Source organism: Mesorhizobium sp. 43Arga, from assembly GCF_053714255.1.
Genome location: NZ_JBSKBO010000001.1, coordinates 593,283 through 611,467, shown reverse-complemented (window position 1 = coordinate 611,467; position 18,185 = coordinate 593,283). Strand labels below are relative to the sequence as shown.

Here is an 18,185-nt window from a genome sequence, read left to right as displayed (position 1 = left end):
ACCCAACCGTTTCTTAATGTGTCTCCGCTACACCAACGCCTGAAAAAGAGGCGGAAAACGGAGAGAGATCGGGGTGCGCTTTTCCGCGGCCACGACTGCCGGGCGGTTCTTGCCGCAGCGTTTGGCGCTGCGCGTCGAGCCGTTGCTTGGCCGTATCGACGCCGTTCTGTTCACCGCCGATGAGCGTGGCGAAGCCGGCCGCATGTCGGTCATCGCCTTCTCCATCCGTATCGTCAGCGCCGTCATCGCCTTCATCAGCCAGGTGCTGATGGCGCGCTGGATGGGCTCGTTCGAATACGGCATCTTCGTGCTGGTCTGGGTGACGATGGTCATCGTCGGCAACCTCGCCTGCCTCGGCTTCCACACCTCGGTCATCCGCTTCATCCCCGAATACCGCGAGCGCGGCCTGATGGATGAACTGCGCGGCATCGTCGTGGCCAGCCGCCTGTTCGTGCTGATCGCCTCCACCATCATCGCCGGGCTCGGCGCGCTCGGTGTGTGGCTGTCGGCGCCGTGGATCGAAAACTACTACGTGATCCCGTTCATACTCGGCGTCATCTGCCTGCCGATGATCGCGCTGTCGGATCTGTTGCAGGGCCAGGCCAGGGCGAACAGCTGGGCGCTTTTCGCCCTATCGCCGACCTATCTGATACGACCGGTGCTGATCCTGCTGTTCATGGCGATGATGCTTCTCGCCGGCTACGCGGCCGATGCCAGGACGGCGATCTTCGCCTCAATCGCCGCCACCTATGTCACCACGCTCGCGCAGCTGGTCGGCGTCACGCACCGCATGGAAAGGCGGATCCCGGCCGGGCCGATGAAGGTGCATTTCGCCCAATGGTTCATCGTCTCGCTGCCGATCTTCCTGGTCGAAAGCTTCTTTTTCCTGCTCACCAATGCCGATGTGCTGATGGTCGGCGCCTATATGGATCCCAACGACGTGGCCGTCTATTTCGCCACGGTCAAGACGCTGGCGCTGGTGCATTTCGTCTATTTCGCCGTCAAGGCCGGTGTCGCCCAGCGCTATGCGCAGTTCACCCATGGCGAGCCGGAGAAGCTTGCCGCCTTTGCCCGCGAGACGGTGTCGTGGACCTTCTGGCCTTCGCTGCTGATGGCGCTGCTGGTGCTGGCGCTGGGCAAACCCATGCTGGTGCTGTTCGGCCCCGAATTCACGTCAGGCTATCCGCTGCTGTTCCTGCTCGTCTTCGGCGTCGTGGCGCGCGCCGCTGTCGGTCCCTGCGAAAGCCTGCTCACCATGAGCGGCAACCAGAACATCTGCGCCGCCGTCTATGCCATGACACTGGCCTTCAACATCGGCCTCAACGTGGTGCTGATCCCGCATTTCGGCCTGTGGGGCGCCGCGATGGCCACCGCCTTCGCCATGATCTTCGAGGCCAGCGCGCTGTCCTTCACGGTCTGGCGCAAGCTTGGCATCGTCATGGCGATCTTCGTGCCTGCCAAAGGAGCCGCCTGATGGCCGCCATCCCGTTGCTCGAGGAAACCAGCGGCGGCACCGCCGGCGCCATGGTGTCCGGCCTTGCCGGGCTGGCGCGCGATCCCGATCCCGCCCATATCGAAATCCTCGCCAATAACCGTCCGGAGCGCAAGCTTGCCATCTACCCGGCGTCCGCCGGCTTCGACCTTGTCGAGGAACTGGATTATCTGTGCGCCCGCACGGTCGAGCCGAACGTCTTCTTCAACCCGCGCTTCCTGGCGCCGGCCATGCCCCGGCTGGAGGATCGCGAGGTGCGGCTGGCGGTGATCCGCGACGGCGACGAATACCGCAACCGGCTGCGGCTGCTGGTGCCGATCTCGGTGGAACGCCCGGTGGTGCCGCTCGGCGTTCCGGTGATGCGCACCTGGTCGAGCCCTTTCGGTCCGCTCGGCACGCCGCTGATCGACCGCGACGATCCGGTCGGCGTCGTCGAGGATTTCTTCTCGATGCTGTCGCGCCCGCATCTCAAGCTGCCAAAAGTCTTCGTGCTGCCCGACATCAGGCTCGACGGTCCGGTGGCGAGCCTGCTCGACACAGTGGCCGAGACGCGCGGCCTGACGCTGGTCACCACCGGCCAGACCCCGCGTCCCGTGCTGGACAGCGAGCTCGACGGCGATGACTATCTGAAGGCATCGCTGCGTTCGCACCATTATCGCGAGTTCCGCCGCCTGAAACGGCGCCTTGCCGACCTCGGCAGGCTGGAGCACGTGGTGGCGCGCGGCCCCGAGGAGATCCGCCACGCCATCGAAAGTTTCCTGACGCTGGAAGCGTCCGGCTGGAAGGGCCGCGAGCGCACCGCCATGGCGATCGACCGCTTCCGCGCCGCCTTTGCCCGCGAGGCCGTGCACCGGCTCGCCGAGCAGGACATGTGCCGCATCCATTCGCTGACGCTCGACGGCCGCACCATCGCTTGCCTGATCGTCTTCGTCGAGGCCGGCGTCGCCTATACCTGGAAGACCGCCTATGACGAGACCTTGGCCGCCTATTCGCCCGGCACGCTGCTGATGATCGAGGTCACCCGGCAGCATCTCGACGATCCAAACATCATGATGACCGATTCCTGCGCGGTGCCGGATCATCCGGTGATGAGCCGGCTGTGGGCCGAGCGCAAGCCGATCGGCACGCTGGTGATCGGGCTGACGCCGGACGCCGACCGCCTCGCCCGCCAGGCCGCCTCGCAGCTGCATCTCTACCGCGAGACCCGCAACATGGCCCGCCTGCTGCGCAACCGCATGAAGAGCCTGCTGAGACGACGGTAGCCCATGATCCCGAATTTTCGCTGCCGCCGGCGCCACGCCGAGACCTCTGCCCCCAAACAAATTGCAGGAAATCGGCGGACATCCGGCCCAGTGCAACGCATCGCCCAGAGGCTGGAATGATCGCACGGCACGGTTTCACGCTCGCGGGCATCGTCGTCGGCCTTAGGTTTCTGTCGGGCCTTGCGTCGGCCGCCAACGCGGCCAATGCGTCGGTTTTCCTCGAAGACCAGACCTGGACCGAACTGCGCGATCGGATCAACGCCGGGGCGACGACGATCATCGTCCCGATAGGCGGCACCGAACAAAGCGGTCCGGCCATGGCCTTGGGCAAGCACAATGTGCGGGTCAAGTTCCTGGCCGAGAAGATTGCCGGTCAACTCGGCAACGCCTTGGTCGCCCCGGTGATCTCCTATGTTCCGGAAGGAACCATCGACCCGCCGAGCGCCCATATGCGGTTTCCCGGAACGATTACCATCAGCGACAAGACATTCGAGCAATTGCTCGAATCCGCGGCGCGCAGCTTCAAGCTGCACGGCTTCAAGACCATCGTGCTGATCGGCGACCATGGCGGTTATCAAGCCGACGAGCGCCATGTGGCCGATCGTCTGAATGCCGAATGGAGCAAAGGCCCGGTGCGGGTCTTTGCGGCGCTGCAATACTATCAGATCACCCAGGGCGCCTATGTCGACAAGCTCCTGTCGGCCGGTGCGAGGCAATCCGAGATCGGAACGCACGCTGGATTGGCCGACACATCGCTGATGCTCGCCATCGACCCTTCCATGGTGCGCAAGGATCGCCTCGCGGCAGCTCCTAAGCTCGATGCCGGCGACGGCGTCTATGGCGGCGACCCTGCACGATCGTCGGCCGAGTTCGGTCAACTCGGCGTCGACCTGATCGTCAGCGGAACGACCGAAGCGATCCGCGAATTCGCAAGACAGCAGCCCAAATGATCAGGCCATATCCACGGTTCACGAGCTTCCGCGCGCTGCTCGTGTTGCTGCTTGCCCTGTTGCCGGCATCGGCTTCAGCTGGTTCATGCCATGAGGATTGCAGCGAGCCGCCGCCTGCCGGCTCTCCGGTCAATATCTACGACCAGACAACCTCCGATCACTTGAGCCCGACCACGATAGGTGCACTGCCGCGTGTCTATGTCCCCAACCGCTCCTCCGACAGCGTATCGGTCATCGATCCCGCGACGCTCAAGGAGGTCGACAGGTTCCCTGTCGGACGCAAGCCACAGCACGTCGTTCCGGCCTGGGATCTGAGGACGCTCTGGGTCGCCAACAACGCCAGCGGCACCAGCAAGGGCAGCGTGACGCCAATCGACCCCAAGACCGCCAGGCCGGGTCACGAAATTCCGGTCGATGACCCCTACAACATGTATTTCATGCCGGATGGAAGTTCGGCCGTCATCGTCGATGAGGCCTATCAGCGGCTTGATCTGCGCGATCCGCAGACCATGGCGCTGAAATCGACGATACCGACGCCGACCTGCCCCGGCATCAACCACGCCGATTTTTCCGCCGACAATGCCTACGCCATATTCACCTGCGAATACGGCGATGGCGGACTGTTGAAGGTGGACCTGAAAAACCAGAAGGTGCTCGGCCACCTCGCTCTGTCCAAGATGGGCATGCCGCAGGACATCCGGCTCTCGCCCGACGGCAAGGTCTTCTATGTCGCCGACATGATGAACGATGGCGTGTTCCTGATCGACGGAGACAGCTTTTCCGAGATCGGCTTCATCGCCACCGGCATCGGAACGCACGGCTTTGTCGTGAGCCGCGACGGGACAAAACTCTACGTTTCAAACCGTGGTTCGCACAAGATGGAGCAAGGCCGCGCACAGGGGCCGGGCAGCGTGACCGTCATCGACTTCGCCACCCGTTCGGTTATCGCGCAATGGCCGATCCCCGGCGGCGGCAGCCCCGACATGGGCAATGTCAGCGCCGACGGCAGGCAATTGTGGCTGTCCGGCCGCTTCGACAGCGAGGTCTACATGATCGATACGAATTCCGGCGCCGTGACGAAAATCCGGGTCGGCGTCGAGCCTCATGGCCTGACGGTCTGGCCGCAGCCCGGCAGATACTCGCAGGGCCATACCGGCAATATGCGCTGAGCGTCAACGGCTCGATAAAGCGGAATGGTGCCCCTAGCCGGGGTATTTACACCAAATCGAACTCGGCAGAAAAACGCTGAAAAATCCAACCCAAGCAGTCTCTTAGGCTCTGCCGCCCTCATGAGATGATGAATGCCCATGTACCTCGACGACTACACCCAAGAGAACTGCTCGGTGGGCGCGTGGCTCTGCTCGGCTTGCACTCGTCGCCACGCCCCAAATAGGATGCCGTAGGAGGTCCCATGGCCAAACATTTCGACGGTTAGGGTCGAGGATGGTCCAGGGATCGCGCTATCCGATCGATCTCCTAAACTCACCCGAGAGCAAACGAAGGGCGCCCAAGGGTTCGTTTCACCTAGTGGGGTCGTCAGCCGCAACAGCCGCGCTTGGCCGGTGCCGCCATGTCTTTGAAGATCACGCAGTCTTGCCCAGGCCCACCAGCGCAGGCGACGTTGCAGCGGGTCACAAAGCCTTCCAACCGCTGTTCGAGAAGGCGAAGCTCGGCGAGCTTCGCTCTCACCTCGTTGAGGTGGAGCTGCGCTATGTCACGGGTCTCCGCGCAATCCCGGTCGGTGCTGATGGACAGGTCCAGCAACACGCGGACTTGGTCGATGCCGAACCCGAAATCTCGGCACTGCTTGATGAACGTCAGCCGTCCCAAGTCGTCATCGTCGTAGGTGCGCTGACCTCCTGCCGTCCGGTGAGCCGGTGGCAACAACCCAATCTCTTCGTAGTAGCGGATCGTTGGCGTCGAGACCCCGGCAGCCTTGGCGAGGCTTCCGATGGTGAACACGCGGATGTGAAGGTTCATCGAAGAATTCTCCTTGAACCTCAAGTTACTTGAAGGAGTACGCCTTTGCAAAGTGAGAAACTGAAGAGGCCGTTTTGATGATGAAGACGTTCAAATGGGCGGGTGCAGCCGCCGCCGCTTGTACGGCCTGCTGCGCCGTCGCTGTGATCCCGACAGCACTGGCTGGGACAACCTTTGCAGCCATTGCCGGGGCCGCCTGCACTTGGGGTGTTGGCCTGCTCGCGCTCGCGGTGCCGGTCGGTGGCGTCTATTTGCTCTCACGCCGCGGAGCCGCGCCTGCCACCACGTTCCGGTCACTGATGGCGCAAGACGAGTGTGACTGCGGCCCATCGTGTGCCTCCGCAGCGGTCCAGAATGACGCGCTGACTATCGCCTGCACCCTTGGTGCCTCTGATTTCAAGGAGCGCGTCGACAGCATTCGCGCGTTGGCCCATCGGTCCCTACACCACGCCGAGCGCACGCCCCTGTCACTCAAGCTCATCTATGGACGGGAAGCACTCGAAGAGGTCACGGATTTAAAGCGCAAGGAACAAGCCTGCTGTGCGTTCCTTGCCTTCGATCTCAAGACGAACTCCCGCGAAGCGATCCTCACCATCACCGCGCCCCCCGAGGCCAGCGAAGCGGCGGACATCTTGTTCGGCCATTTTGCCCCTGAACTCGCCGCCTCGAACATCAAGGAGACCGCATAAATGCAACGTCGTCACTTTCTGATCATCTCGGCGGTGGCCGGGATAGCTGCTGCTGTCGGCCCGGCGCTCGGCCACAACGGCGACGAGACCATTCCGGGTTTCGACGCGGCGCTCAAGGCTGGTGGCCCGATCCTGATCCACGTGACTGCGCCGTGGTGCGAGGTGTGTCAGGCGCAAAAGCCGATAGTGGCGGCCCTACTGGCGTCACCGGGGTTCAAGACCATGAAGAAGTTCGATGTCGACTTCGACACGCAAAAGGAAATCCTGGCTCGATACCGTGTTCAGATGCAAAGCACGATGATCGTCTACAAGGGCGGAAAGGAGGTCGACCGGCAAACCGGGCAAACGGACCCAGTGACGATCGAGGCGTTGTTGCGCAAGGCGCTGTAACATGCTGCTCGCCCTGCTGGCCGGTGTTCTTTCGATCCTCTCACCCTGTGTGCTTCCTCTAATCCCCGTCGTTCTAACCGGCGCCGTGGCTGAACATCGGTTGGCCCCATTGGCGCTAGCGGCCGGCGTGGCGGTCTCCTTCACGTCGATAGGTGTCTTCGTCGCTACAGTCGGCTTCTCGATCGGCCTCGACATGACCGTCTTTCGGATGGCTGCCGCCGTGCTGCTGATCTTTGTCGGTGCTGTGCTTCTCGTGCCTCGCTTCCAAACCCAGTTCGCGACAGCGGCAGGCCCCGTCAGCAACTGGACGCAGAGCCGCTTTGGCGGGTTCTCAACCTCGGGCATGTCAGGTCAATTCGGCGTCGGGCTGCTGCTCGGCGCAGTGTGGACGCCCTGCGTAGGACCAACACTCGGGGCAGCCTCCATCATGGCGGCGCGCGGCGAGAACCTTGGCTCGGTCATTCTCACTATGCTGGCCTTCGGCGTAGGCACGTCATTGCCACTGCTGGTTCTGGCGATGATGTCTCGCGAAGCGCTGCCACGCTGGCGCGGTCGAATGCTCAGTGCGTCCAGCGGGATCAAAATGGCCCTCGGTGCCCTGCTCGTCGCGGCCGGCGTCATGACGCTCACTGGCTTCGACCGCACCATCCAAATCGGTCTTGAACAGGCACTGCCCGATTGGCTGGTGGCCAACACCACGCGCCTGTGACAAGTTCGACGGCAAACTCCTTCATGGCTCCGGCAAGGGTCTTCCCCGGCGGCACCACGATCTCCCCCTTGTCGAGGACGACCTTCAACTTGGGGTCAACAGCGCGCCTGTAGCGGTAGGACGTGCTGCCGGTCTTCTTGCTCCGCCTGCGTTGAAGATACTTCTCTGACACCGTGCCCATTTCTGTTCCTCCCGATGTACCTCGGAGGAACGACAAACCGTTGAACCTGTTGGATTTTTTGACTTCCAAACACCGAAATGGTGCCCCTAGCCGGGATCGAACCAGCACTCCTTGCGGAACTCGATTTTGAGTCGAGCGCGTCTACCAATTCCGCCATAGGGGCTCAGGCCGGGCGGCCTGGATGGGCGCGGACTATACGGTCGGAGGCGTGTTCGTCAACTGGCCAAATCTCGGGATCACCGAGATGCGACCAATCTTCGCCTTTTGATTTCGTGACTGTGCTGCCATTGTGCAGCGCGGAAAATCTTTCTAGACAGGCTGCGCATCAAAGCGAGGCGCGTCCCAGTGGATGGATGGCGCGCTTTGGGTCTTTGTTTTGTGCATGCCATTGCCCCGAAACCGCTGCGCACCGTTTGGGCGACACGCATAGGAGTGCCGATGCTTCGCGGACTTTACGACTGGACCTTGTCGCTGGCGGCCAGGAAATCCGCGGAATGGTGGCTTGCCATCATCGCCTTCATTGAAAGCTCGTTCTTCTTCGTGCCGGCCGATGTGCTCTATCTGCCGATGGCGTTGGCCCGCCCCGACCGCGCCTACCGCTATGCGCTGACCGCGACGGCCGCCTCGGTGCTGGGCGGCATCGCCGGCTGGATGATCGGCTATTTCGCCTACGACACCATCGCCCGTCCGATCCTCGAGCATTTCGGCGGCCTGTCGACCTTCGAGCGCTGGCAGAATTCTGGCATCGGCCTGATGCTGGTGCTGCTCGTTACTTCCGGTCTCGCGCACCTGCCGCCGATCAAGGTCGTCACCATCCTTGCCGGCGCCCTGCACGTCAATTTGCTGATCTTCATCATCTCGGCCATCGTCGCCCGCGGCGCGCGCTTCCTGCTCTTGGCGTGGCTGCTGCGCCGCTATGGCGAATCGATCCGCGAATTCATCGAAAAGCGCCTCGGGCTTATCGCCGGCGCCGCGGCCGCCGCCCTGATTTTGCTCTATATCGTCGTCAAATACGCACTCTGAGCGAGCCGGACACAACGGACGAAAGACCATGACAGCGACCATGAATGCCGACACCGGACGCCAGCGGACGCGGGCCGCTTTGTTTCTCGCCGTCGCCATGGCCGCGACCGTAGGCTCGGCGCTCGGCTTCCAGTACATTGGCGGCTATATCCCTTGCCATCTCTGCCTGGAGCAGCGCACCCCCTACTATATCGGCGCGCCGCTGATGGTGCTGGCGGTGATTGCCTCGATGCTGCGGGCGCCGGCCTGGCTGACGCGCGGCCTGCTTGGCATTGGCGGCCTCCTGATGCTCTACGGCCTCTATCTCGGCGTCTATCATTCCGGCGTCGAATGGCAGTGGTGGGCCGGCCCGACCGATTGCACGGCGGGCGCCGGCCCGGTCGACACCGGCGGCAAGGGCGTGCTCGACGCGCTCGACAAATTCGTGCCGCCCTCCTGCGACAAGGCGGCACTGCGCATCCTTGGCCTGTCGCTGGCCGGCTGGAACGCCATCGCCAGCCTTATCCTGGCCGCCGTCGCCTTTCGCGGCGCGCTCGCCCGCGACTAAACCAGCGCGACACAGAGTTCGTCCAGAAATTCGGCAGGAAGCGCAGAAAGCTGCGTCAGGCGGCCAGCATGGCGAATTTCTGCCGAACTCTACGGTTCGAGTTCGACATCCCAGTACAGATAATCCATCCAGCTTTCATGCAGATGGTTCGGTGGGAACAGGCGGCCATTATTGTGCAAATCATGCACGGTCGGCTGATAGGGCTTCTGCAGCGGCCACATCTTGGCATGCGCCGGCATCATGCCGCCCTTCCTCAGATTGCAGGGCGAGCAGGCGGCGACAACATTCTCCCAGGTCGTCGCACCGCCGCGATGGCGGGGAATGACGTGGTCGAAGGTCAGGTCGTCAGGCGTGCCGCAATACTGGCACTGGAAGCGGTCGCGCAGGAAGACGTTGAAACGGGTGAAGGCCGGATGCCTGGACGGCTTCACATAGGCCTTCAGGCTGACCACGCTCGGCAGCTTCATCGAGAAGGTCGGCGAGGACACCGCGTGCTCGTATTCGGCGACGATGTTCACCCGGTCGAGGAACACCGCCTTGATGGCGTCCTGCCAGGACCAGAGCGACAAGGGGTAGTAGCTGAGCGGACGGTAATCCGCATTCAGCACCAGCGCTGGAAGCCCATCCGGAGATACGGCAACCGTCACCTTGTTTACCTCCTCGTTCTCGAACCGATCGGCGCGGATACTGTAAGCCCGACATGACAGGGATGTGAAGCGGATTGTCGCTTGCTCAAAGCGTCAAAAACCCTCGATTTTTATGCTTTTTTGCGGATTCAGGATGGCGGCGCGGCGTCCCGCCCCCTGGTTTCACGATAATAGGACCAGAAAAGCCGCGACGCGACACCTCGCCACGGGCTCCATGATTCGGCCAATGCGATCAGTGTTTTCTCCGGCGGACGCGGGTCGATGCCGAGCGCATGGCCGACCGCGCTCTGCAGCGCGACATCGCGCGCGGGGAAAATATCGGGGTGCCCGGCGGCGAACAGAAGGTACACTTCGGCCGTCCAGGGACCGATGCCAGGCACCGCCGTCATCGTCGTGATCGCCTCGGTCGCGTCGAGCGAACAGAGGTGATGGAGGTCGAGCCCGTCGGCCACGGCCTGGGCGACCGCGATCAGGCCGCGCTGCTTGGGCCGCGACAGGCCGGCCTCGCGAAACATGTCCTCGCCGGCGGCCAGGATCGCCTGCGGCGTCAGCGGATCGACGAGTTTCGTCAGCCGGCCGAAGATCGCATCGGCGCTGGCCCGCGACACCTGCTGCGAGACGATGATCGAGGCCAGGCTCCTGAAGCCCGGCTCCGAAAGCCTGAGCGGCACTTCGCCGGCCATGCCGCGCACCCTTTCCAGGCGCGGGTCGATGACGCAAAGCGCATCGAGCCCGCGGGCAATGTCGTCCAGTGTCGCGATTCGTTGCATGGTATCCTTGCCCGCCAATGTGCAGCAAAGTAGCAACCGCCAAAACCGCAGCACAACCCGATTGCCGCTCGAGACATGACGCTCCTGACATTCCGCTTCGCGCCCAGCCCCAACGGCGAACTGCATCTCGGCCACGCCTATTCGGCGCTGCTCAACCAGAAGCTTGCAAAGGCCCATGACGGCCGCCTGCTGCTGCGCATCGAGGATATCGACACCACGCGCTGCACGCCGCAATTCGAGGCCGGCGTGCTTGCCGAGCTGAAATGGCTGGGCCTTGGCTGGGAGGAGCCGGTGCGCCGCCAGTCGGAGCATTTCGCGCAATATCGGGCGGTGCTTGACCGGCTGATCGGCGAGGACCTCGTCTATCCCGCCTTCATGAGCCGAGGCGACATCCGTGCCTTCATCACCGACAGCGAAAAGCGCGGACGCGACTGGCCGCGCGATCCCGACGGCGTGCCGCTCTATCCCCCGACCGACAAGGTGCTGCCGGTCAGGGAACGCAGGCGACGGATCGCTGAAAACGAGCCCTTCGCCTGGCGGCTGAATGTCGATGCGGCTGTTGCGCGTGCCGGCAGGGACCTCGCATGGACCGAATTCACAGATGAGTCGCTATCGGCGACGCGCTCGGTCGAGGCCCGCCCACAGGACTGGGGCGACGTGATCGTGGCGCGCCGCGACATCCCGACCAGCTACCACCTCGCCGTCATTGTCGACGACGCCCTGCAAGGCGTCAGCCATGTCGTGCGTGGGCAGGACCTGTTTTCCGCCACCGGCGTGCAGCGCCTGCTGCAGGAATTGCTCGGGCTGCCGCAACCGGCCTATTTCCACCATCGGCTCATCCTCGGGCCGGACGGGCGAAAACTGTCGAAGAGCCTTGGCGACACTGGCCTTGCCAAGCTGAGCGAGGCCGGCGCGTCACCCGACGATATCAGGCGGATGGTCGGTCTCTGAGCCTGGCGAAGAGCTCTGGCAAACACGCGCCGCACGCGGTGCCGGTTGAATTCCCATGATGCATGGATCAATCGTTTCGTTTTGCACCCCGGGTTGAACGGGATTAGAGCAGCGCCACGGTCAGTTTCTCACCAGCGTGGCGGTCTCCGGAAAATGCAAAGCATCAAGCGGTTCATCCCCGCCACCTTCGTCGTCCTGTGGGCGACCGGCTTCATCGGTGCGCGCTACGCCATGCCGTGGGCTGAGCCGTTCACCTTCCTCGCCGCCCGTTTCGTCATAGCGGCCATCCTGCTGGCAGCCCTGATGCCCGTTCTGGGCTCGAAGCGCGCCACCCGCAAGGAAGCGCTGCACGCCACCGGCGCCGGCGTGCTGATGCATGGCGTCTATCTCGGCGCCGTCTTCTGGGCCATCCACAGGGGCATGCCGGCTGGGTTTTCTGCCCTGATCGTCGGCCTGCAGCCACTGATCACCGCCGTACTTGCCGGCAAGTTTCTGGGCGAAGCCATCCTGCCGCGCCACTGGCTTGGCCTTGGTATTGGACTGGTCGGCATCGTCATCGTGCTGTGGCCAAAGCTTGGCGCGCTCGGCGGCGGCGTGACGGCGGCGACGCTGACCGCCTCGCTGATCTCGGTGCTCGGCATGAGCGCCGGCACCATCTGGCAGAAGCGCTTTGCTTCCGGCGGCGATCTCGTGGCGGCGACCATGTGGCAATATGTCGGCGGCGCCTCGCTCATGATCCTGGCCGCCCTCGCTTTCGAGACACACACCGTCATCATCAACGGCGAACTGATCTTCGCCATGGCCTGGCTGGTGCTGGTGCTGTCGCTCGGCGCCATCTTCCTGCTGATGGTGATGATCCGCGACGGCGAAATGTCGAAAGTCGCCTCGCTGTTCTACCTGGTGCCGGCAGTGACGGCGATCATCGCCTGGGCCTTGTTCGACGAACAACTCAACGCGCTGCAGATCGTCGGCATGGCGATCACCACCTTCGGCGTCGGCCTGGCAACGGCGCGGCCGGCCAAGGAAAGAATTGCGGAGCTGAGGAATTGAGGAACACAGTGCCGGATATGGTCAATTCTCGGTTTCTCCAGTTCTCCAGTCCTTCATTCCTCAATAGGCACCAACTCATCCGACCCGGGCGCGCGCTTCCAGATAACGGCTGATCGCGGCATTGAGCTCGCCGCCGAGGATGAAGATCGCCGAGACGATGTAGAGGAAAACCACCGCGATCATGATCGAGGCGAGACCGGCATAGGTCGTCACATAGGACGAGAAATGGTCGAGATAGGTGGCGAACATGGTCGAGCCGATGAGCCATGCGGCCAGTGTGAAGACGATGCCCGGCACCAGCGAGACGAAGCGGCGCTTGCCGGCCGGCAGCCAGTAATGCACGGCAAACAGCCCGCCGATGATGACGGCCGAGGCAATGACGTAGCGCCACAGCGTGATCGTGCCGGTATAGGGTTTGATCCACACGAAATGCGCTTCCGCCAGCCGCGCCAGCAGGGGGGCGAACACCAGAAGCACGCTGATCGCCAGGAAGCCGGCCGTCGCGATCAGCACGAAGAAGATGCTCTGCACCCGGCGATAGATGATGCCGCGCGTCTCGGTGACGCGATAGGCGCGGTTGAGCGAGGTGCGCAGTGCCTCGATGCCGTTCGAGGCGAAATAGGCGGCAAGCAGCACGCCATAGGTCAACAGGTCGGTGCGCCGGACGGTCAGCACGTTCAGCACCTCATGCGCGATCGGCTTGGCGATCTGATCCGGCCAGGTGTCGAAGACCAGGTGCACGGCCGTGTCGGCAAAGGCCTGGGCGCCGAGGAAGCTGCCCAGCGTCGTGGCGAAGATCAGGAACGGAAACAGCGCCATCAGCGAGGTGATCGCCAGATGGCTGGCCATCGCCCAGCCATCATCGGTGTTGAAATGGCCGAGCGCGTCGTAGAGCACGCGGCGCAAAGCGACGATATTCCGCAGCAAGAACCCGCGTTCCCTTCGATTGTCTCGACGCCGCGAATATGGGAAGTGAATGCGGCAAATGGCAACCCTTGGCGAAACCACGAGTCCGACGGCGCAGGAATTGCGCACCATCATCGTCACCGGCGCCTCGTCCGGCATAGGTGCATATTGCGCCCGGGCACTCAAGGCGGAAGGCTGGCGGGTCTTTGCAACGGCCCGGAAACCCGAGGACATCGCCGCGCTCGAAAGCGACGGCATCGAGGCTTTCTACCTCGACTACAGCGAACCGGACTCCATTGCTGCCCTGCTGGCGGCGGTGCTCGAGCGCACCGGCGGCCGGCTCGATGCCCTGTTCAACAACGGCGCATACGCCCAGGCGGGCGCGGTCGAGGACCTGTCAGTCGCCGCGCTCAAGGAGCAGTTCGAGGTGAATTTCTTCGGCTGGCATGATCTGACCAGCCGTCTCGTGCCGGTGATGCGCCGACAGGGCCATGGCCGTCTCGTCCATTGCTCGTCGATCCTTGGTCTGGTGCCGGTGCGCTTTCGCGGCGCCTATTCGGCATCCAAACATGCGCTCGAGGCGCTGATGCTCTGCCAGCGCCAGGAACTGGAAGGCAGCGGCGTCCATGTTTCGCTGATCGAGCCGGGGCCGGTGAAATCGAAGATCGCCAGCAACGGCCTGCCCTGGTTTCTGAAAAACATCGACATCGAGAATTCCGTGCACCGTGCGGACTATGCCGCGCAGTTGGAGCGGCTGCGCGCCGGCGGCAGCCAATCGGCGCTGAAGCCCGGGCCGGAAGTGGTCTATTCTGTTCTGCGTCATGCCCTTCTGTCGCGGCGCCCGCGCCCGCACTATGTGGTAACAGTGCCGGCCAGGATCGGCGCGGCGCTCAAACGTATCCTGCCGGCTTCGATGCTCTACCGCCTGATGGCCAAGCGCGCCTGAACGCGAAACAACTGGAAACGCAACAATGGCAACCGTCTTCAATATCCTCGCCATTCTGGTCATGGCCGCCGTGGCGATCGTGCTGATCCGAGGCCTCGTCAACATGATGCGCGGCGGTTCCGCCGTCACCTCGAACAAGCTGATGCAGGCACGCGTCATGCTGCAGGCCGTGGCGCTGGTGCTGATCCTGCTGGCCGTGTATTTCACCCGCAAGTGAGGGCCGTTCGGGAGGCGATGTGGTCAAGCTCAACAAGATCTACACCCGCACCGGCGATGACGGCACGACGGGTCTCGGCACCGGTGAGCGGCGGCTGAAATCCGACCTGCGGGTGGACGCCTACGGCACGGTCGACGAAGCCAATGCCTGCATCGGCATGGCGCGCGTGCACATGGCAGCCAACCACCCGGCGATCGATGCCATGCTGTCGCGTATCCAGAACGATCTGTTCGACCTCGGCGCCGATCTCGCCGTGCCCGATGACGGCAAGCCGCTTGGCTATGAGCCCTTGCGGATAACATCAGTGCAGACCGACCGTGTCGAGAAGGACATCGACCTCCTCAACAAGGATCTTCAGCCGCTCAAATCCTTCGTGCTCAATGGCGGCGCACCAGCGGCGGCGGCGCTGCATCTGGCCCGCACGGTGGCGCGGCGGGCCGAACGGCTGATGGTGGCGCTGGCTCAGGATCCTGGCGAGCACGTCAACCGTGAGGGGTTGAAATACATCAACCGCGTCTCGGATTTCCTGTTTGTCGCCGCCCGGGCGGTCAATGACAATGGAAATGCCGACGTGCTATGGGTTCCCGGCAAGAACCGCTGAACGGATCGAAAGCGGGAGGGGACCAGGCACGCATGTTCATCCCGCTTTACGACACCAACAGGCTGCGCCACATCCGCCTGCAATATGTGACGATCGGCCTGATCGTGGTCAACGCGCTGGTCTATTGCGCCACGGCACTCGGCGGCGAGAACTTCACCAATGCCGCCGTACTCGGCCTCGGCTTTATTCCGTCCGTGGTTCACAACACGGCCGAGCTTGATCCCCGGTTCATCATCATCCCGGAAAGCCTGAGCTACCTTACCTATTCCTTCCTGCATGCCGACATCTTCCACCTTGGCGGCAACATGCTGTTCCTGTGGGTGTTCGGCGACAATGTCGAGGACGCGCTCGGCCACGTCCGCTACCTGATCTTCTATCTCCTGTGCGCCATCGCCGGCGCCGCTTTCCAGGGGCTTGTCGCCTGGGATTCGCGGGTGCCGCTGATCGGCGCCTCCGGCGCCATCGCCGGCGTGGTCGTCGCCTATCTGATCCTCTATCCCAGGGTGAAGGTCTGGGTGCTGGCCTTTGCCCGCATCCCGCTGCGCATTCCGGCCTTCATCCCGCTCATCCTGTGGGTGCTTTTCCAGGTCTTCATGTTCGCCGCCGGCGGCGAGGACCAGATTTCCTGGGCCTGCCATATCGGCGGCATCATTGCCGGCGCCGTGCTGGTGCTGGTGCTGCGCAGCCGCGGCGTGCCGCTTTTTGCCGGCGCCGACGAGGATGCCGTGGCTCCCACGCCCGACCAGCCGCCGGTTGCTGCCGAACCGGCGGCGCCTGAACCGCAGGCCACCACGACGCGCTGGGGCCGGGGAAACCCCTCTGGCCCAAACTGAACCGATTTGAGCCGCTTTCAGCGTATTGACGGCAAGGGTTGCCCCAACTACGGAAACGTCTCCGTCCCAGCCCCAAGGCTGTTAAGGAGCAGTCCAAGACGGGCAAAGACCAGAATTTCCATCCGGCCAGAATTCCGTCTGGCCGGAATTCAGTCAGGAATGTCGGCTTTCGACAACTCAGAAGGGGCGCAAGCTGTTATAGCGCGCCCAACTAGCGTGAAGAGGTGACAGGCAAATGAAGATCCTTGTGCCCGTGAAGCGGGTTGTGGATGCGAACGTCAAGGTTCGCGTGAAGGCCGACGGTTCGGCGGTGGAACTGGCCAACGTCAAGATGGCGATGAACCCGTTCGACGAAATCGCGGTGGAAGAGGCGATCCGGCTCAAGGAAGCCGGCAAGGCCGAAGAAATCATCGTCGTCTCGATCGGCCCTCAGCAGGCGCAGGAAACCTTGCGCACCGCGCTCGCCATGGGCGCCGACCGCGCCATCCTGGTCAAGACCGACGAGCAGACCGAGCCGCTCGGCGTCGCCAAGGTGCTGAAGGGTGTCGTCGATGCCGAACAGCCCGGCCTGGTCATCCTCGGCAAGCAGGCGATCGACGACGATTCCAACCAGACTGGCCAGATGCTGGCGGCCCTGCTCGGCTGGGCGCAAGGCACTTTCGCTTCCAAGGTGGTGCTCGACGGCGACAAGGCCAAGGTGACGCGCGAGGTCGATGGCGGCCTGCAGACGGTGGAACTGAAGATGCCGGCGATCGTCACCGCCGATCTTCGCCTCAATCAGCCGCGCTATGCCTCGCTGCCCAACATCATGAAGGCCAAGAAGAAGCAGCTCGACGAAAAGAGCCCGGCCGACTACGGCGCCGACGTCAAGCCGCGCCTCAAGGTCATCAAGACCGAGGAACCGGGCGGCCGCAAGGCGGGCGTCAAGGTCAAGAGCGTCGCCGAACTGGTCGACAAGCTCAAGAACGAAGCCGGCGTTTTGTAAGCGATCGGGAAAGGAACAGATAAAATGGCAATTCTCCTCATCGCCGAACACGACAACGCCAGCCTTTCCGACCAGACCGCCAAGGCGCTTTCGGCGGCCCTGCAGATCGGCTCGGACGTGCATGTGCTGGTGGCCGGCAAGGGCGCCAAGGGTGCGGCCGACGCCGCGGCCAAGCTCAAGGGCGTGAGCAAGGTTCTGCTCGCCGAGGCGGATGAACTCGCCGAGCGCCTCGCCGAACCGACGGCAGCCCTCGTCGTGTCGCTCGCGGGCGGCTACGACACCATCATCGCGCCGGCGACTTCGTCGGGCAAGAACGTCGCTCCGCGCGTGGCGGCCCTGCTCGATGTCGCGCAGGTCTCCGAGATAATCGAAGTGGTTTCGCCGGATACGTTCAAGCGGCCGATCTATGCCGGCAACGCCATCCAGACCGTGCAGTCGACCGACGCCAAGAAGGTCATCACCGTGCGCACCGCCTCCTTCCAGGCAGCGCCCGAGGGTGGCTCGGCCGCGGTCGAGACCGTCAAGGCGGCAGCCAATCCCGGCCTGTCCACCTTCGTCGAGAACAAGCTGTCGGAGACCGACCGTCCGGAACTGACCTCGGCCAAGATCATCATCTCGGGCGGCCGCGCGCTCGGCTCCTCGGAGAAGTTCCATGAAGTCATCCTGCCGGTCGCCGACAAGCTCGGTGCGGCGGTCGGCGCTTCGCGCGCCGCTGTCGATGCCGGCTATGCGCCGAACGACTGGCAGGTCGGCCAGACCGGCAAGGTCGTTGCCCCCGATCTCTACATCGCGGTCGGCATCTCCGGCGCCATCCAGCACCTCGCCGGCATGAAGGATTCCAAGGTCATCGTCGCCATCAACAAGGACGAGGAGGCCCCGATCTTCCAGGTTGCCGACTACGGCCTCGTCGGCGATCTCTTCGTCATTCTGCCGGAGTTGCAGAAGGCGCTTTGACGCTCTCTGGCAAAGCGTATTAAATGCTTGGGGTGGGGTAGACGAAGTCGCCCCGCCCTTTTAGTTTGCACCGCACAAAAAGCAGGCTGCAAAAGCCTTTGG

21 protein-coding genes and 1 tRNA gene are annotated in these 18,185 nt (G+C 63.4%); 17 read left to right on the top strand and 5 right to left on the bottom strand.

Annotated features, from left to right (window positions below; translation table 11 throughout):
* The first annotated feature begins 73 nt into the window (after positions 1 to 73).
* From ACWGS8_RS03025 to ACWGS8_RS03010, 4 genes are all read left to right on the top strand, one after another.
* On the top strand, positions 74 to 1,474 hold the full coding sequence (locus ACWGS8_RS03025; RefSeq protein WP_454579535.1) for a lipopolysaccharide biosynthesis protein: 1,401 nt from the start codon (positions 74 to 76) through the stop codon (positions 1,472 to 1,474).
* On the top strand, positions 1,474 to 2,754 hold the full coding sequence (locus ACWGS8_RS03020; protein WP_454579534.1) for a GNAT family N-acetyltransferase: 1,281 nt from the start codon (positions 1,474 to 1,476) through the stop codon (positions 2,752 to 2,754). Before ACWGS8_RS03025 ends, ACWGS8_RS03020 begins: the two co-directional genes overlap by 1 nt.
* 116 nt (positions 2,755 to 2,870) lie before the next feature.
* Positions 2,871 to 3,704: a creatininase family protein gene (locus ACWGS8_RS03015; RefSeq protein ID WP_454579533.1), complete on the top strand. Its 834-nt coding sequence runs from the start codon at positions 2,871 to 2,873 to the stop codon at positions 3,702 to 3,704.
* Positions 3,701 to 4,873, top strand: a complete 1,173-nt coding sequence (locus ACWGS8_RS03010; protein WP_454579532.1) for a YVTN family beta-propeller repeat protein — start codon at positions 3,701 to 3,703, stop codon at positions 4,871 to 4,873. Before ACWGS8_RS03015 ends, ACWGS8_RS03010 begins: the two co-directional genes overlap by 4 nt.
* Positions 4,874 to 5,240: 367 nt before the next feature.
* Here the strand turns inward: ACWGS8_RS03010 and ACWGS8_RS03005 are convergent, their stop codons facing one another.
* Positions 5,241 to 5,684 (bottom strand): MerR family transcriptional regulator, encoded by a 444-nt coding sequence (locus tag ACWGS8_RS03005; RefSeq protein WP_454579531.1) that lies wholly within the window; start codon positions 5,682 to 5,684, stop codon positions 5,241 to 5,243.
* Positions 5,685 to 5,761: 77 nt separating this feature from the next.
* Between ACWGS8_RS03005 and ACWGS8_RS03000 the strand changes: the two genes are divergently transcribed.
* From ACWGS8_RS03000 to ACWGS8_RS02990, 3 genes are read left to right on the top strand one after another with little or no spacing between them, the layout of a single operon-like run.
* Positions 5,762 to 6,373 (top strand): hypothetical protein, encoded by a 612-nt coding sequence (locus tag ACWGS8_RS03000; RefSeq protein WP_454579530.1) that lies wholly within the window; start codon positions 5,762 to 5,764, stop codon positions 6,371 to 6,373.
* Complete coding sequence (locus tag ACWGS8_RS02995; RefSeq protein WP_454579529.1) at positions 6,374 to 6,763, top strand: thioredoxin family protein; 390 nt, start codon at positions 6,374 to 6,376, stop codon at positions 6,761 to 6,763.
* 1 nt (position 6,764) lies between these two features.
* Positions 6,765 to 7,472, top strand: a complete 708-nt coding sequence (locus ACWGS8_RS02990; protein WP_454579528.1) for a cytochrome c biogenesis CcdA family protein — start codon at positions 6,765 to 6,767, stop codon at positions 7,470 to 7,472.
* A gap of 259 nt (positions 7,473 to 7,731) precedes the next feature.
* On the opposite strand, the gene ACWGS8_RS02985 is transcribed toward ACWGS8_RS02990, so the two are convergent.
* A tRNA-Leu gene (locus ACWGS8_RS02985) sits at positions 7,732 to 7,816 on the bottom strand.
* Positions 7,817 to 8,091: 275 nt separating this feature from the next.
* Between ACWGS8_RS02985 and ACWGS8_RS02980 the strand changes: the two genes are divergently transcribed.
* A complete protein-coding gene (locus ACWGS8_RS02980; RefSeq protein ID WP_454579527.1) occupies positions 8,092 to 8,676 on the top strand; it encodes a YqaA family protein in 585 nt (194 codons plus the stop codon).
* Between the two features lie 28 nt (positions 8,677 to 8,704).
* The gene (locus ACWGS8_RS02975; RefSeq protein ID WP_454579526.1) at positions 8,705 to 9,223 is read left to right on the top strand and encodes a disulfide bond formation protein B; all 519 of its coding nucleotides are present in this window, start codon (positions 8,705 to 8,707) and stop codon (positions 9,221 to 9,223) included.
* 89 nt (positions 9,224 to 9,312) lie between these two features.
* On the opposite strand, the gene ACWGS8_RS02970 is transcribed toward ACWGS8_RS02975, so the two are convergent.
* Both ACWGS8_RS02970 and ACWGS8_RS02965 read right to left on the bottom strand, forming a co-directional pair.
* Positions 9,313 to 9,870 (bottom strand): HNH endonuclease, encoded by a 558-nt coding sequence (locus tag ACWGS8_RS02970; protein WP_010911702.1) that lies wholly within the window; start codon positions 9,868 to 9,870, stop codon positions 9,313 to 9,315.
* A gap of 128 nt (positions 9,871 to 9,998) precedes the next feature.
* Entirely contained in the window at positions 9,999 to 10,640 is a 642-nt protein-coding gene (locus ACWGS8_RS02965) for a DNA-3-methyladenine glycosylase family protein (RefSeq protein WP_454579525.1), read from the bottom strand.
* Between the two features lie 75 nt (positions 10,641 to 10,715).
* Between ACWGS8_RS02965 and gluQRS the strand changes: the two genes are divergently transcribed.
* Together gluQRS and ACWGS8_RS02955 are read left to right on the top strand one after the other, a co-directional pair.
* A complete protein-coding gene (gene gluQRS, locus ACWGS8_RS02960) occupies positions 10,716 to 11,591 on the top strand; it encodes a tRNA glutamyl-Q(34) synthetase GluQRS (protein WP_454579524.1) in 876 nt (291 codons plus the stop codon).
* Between the two features lie 153 nt (positions 11,592 to 11,744).
* Entirely contained in the window at positions 11,745 to 12,641 is an 897-nt protein-coding gene (locus tag ACWGS8_RS02955) for a DMT family transporter (protein ID WP_454579523.1), read from the top strand.
* A gap of 75 nt (positions 12,642 to 12,716) precedes the next feature.
* Here ACWGS8_RS02955 and ACWGS8_RS02950 read toward each other — a convergent pair whose 3' ends face one another.
* Positions 12,717 to 13,568: a YihY/virulence factor BrkB family protein gene (locus ACWGS8_RS02950; RefSeq protein WP_454579522.1), complete on the bottom strand. Its 852-nt coding sequence runs from the start codon at positions 13,566 to 13,568 to the stop codon at positions 12,717 to 12,719.
* Positions 13,569 to 13,626: 58 nt separating this feature from the next.
* On the opposite strand from ACWGS8_RS02950, the gene ACWGS8_RS02945 reads away from it, so the two are divergent.
* From ACWGS8_RS02945 to ACWGS8_RS02920, 6 genes are all read left to right on the top strand, one after another.
* A complete protein-coding gene (locus ACWGS8_RS02945; protein ID WP_454579521.1) occupies positions 13,627 to 14,493 on the top strand; it encodes an SDR family oxidoreductase in 867 nt (288 codons plus the stop codon).
* Positions 14,494 to 14,518: 25 nt separating this feature from the next.
* Positions 14,519 to 14,710: a twin transmembrane helix small protein gene (locus ACWGS8_RS02940; RefSeq protein ID WP_454579520.1), complete on the top strand. Its 192-nt coding sequence runs from the start codon at positions 14,519 to 14,521 to the stop codon at positions 14,708 to 14,710.
* Between the two features lie 19 nt (positions 14,711 to 14,729).
* Positions 14,730 to 15,311, top strand: a complete 582-nt coding sequence (locus ACWGS8_RS02935; RefSeq protein WP_454579519.1) for a cob(I)yrinic acid a,c-diamide adenosyltransferase — start codon at positions 14,730 to 14,732, stop codon at positions 15,309 to 15,311.
* 32 nt (positions 15,312 to 15,343) lie between these two features.
* The gene (locus tag ACWGS8_RS02930; protein ID WP_454579518.1) at positions 15,344 to 16,144 is read left to right on the top strand and encodes a rhomboid family intramembrane serine protease; all 801 of its coding nucleotides are present in this window, start codon (positions 15,344 to 15,346) and stop codon (positions 16,142 to 16,144) included.
* Positions 16,145 to 16,379: 235 nt separating this feature from the next.
* Positions 16,380 to 17,129, top strand: coding sequence for an electron transfer flavoprotein subunit beta/FixA family protein (locus tag ACWGS8_RS02925; protein ID WP_352943405.1), 750 nt, complete (start codon positions 16,380 to 16,382; stop codon positions 17,127 to 17,129).
* Positions 17,130 to 17,153: 24 nt separating this feature from the next.
* Positions 17,154 to 18,083, top strand: a complete 930-nt coding sequence (locus tag ACWGS8_RS02920; protein ID WP_454579517.1) for an electron transfer flavoprotein subunit alpha/FixB family protein — start codon at positions 17,154 to 17,156, stop codon at positions 18,081 to 18,083.
* The last annotated feature ends 102 nt before the right edge of the window (positions 18,084 to 18,185 follow it).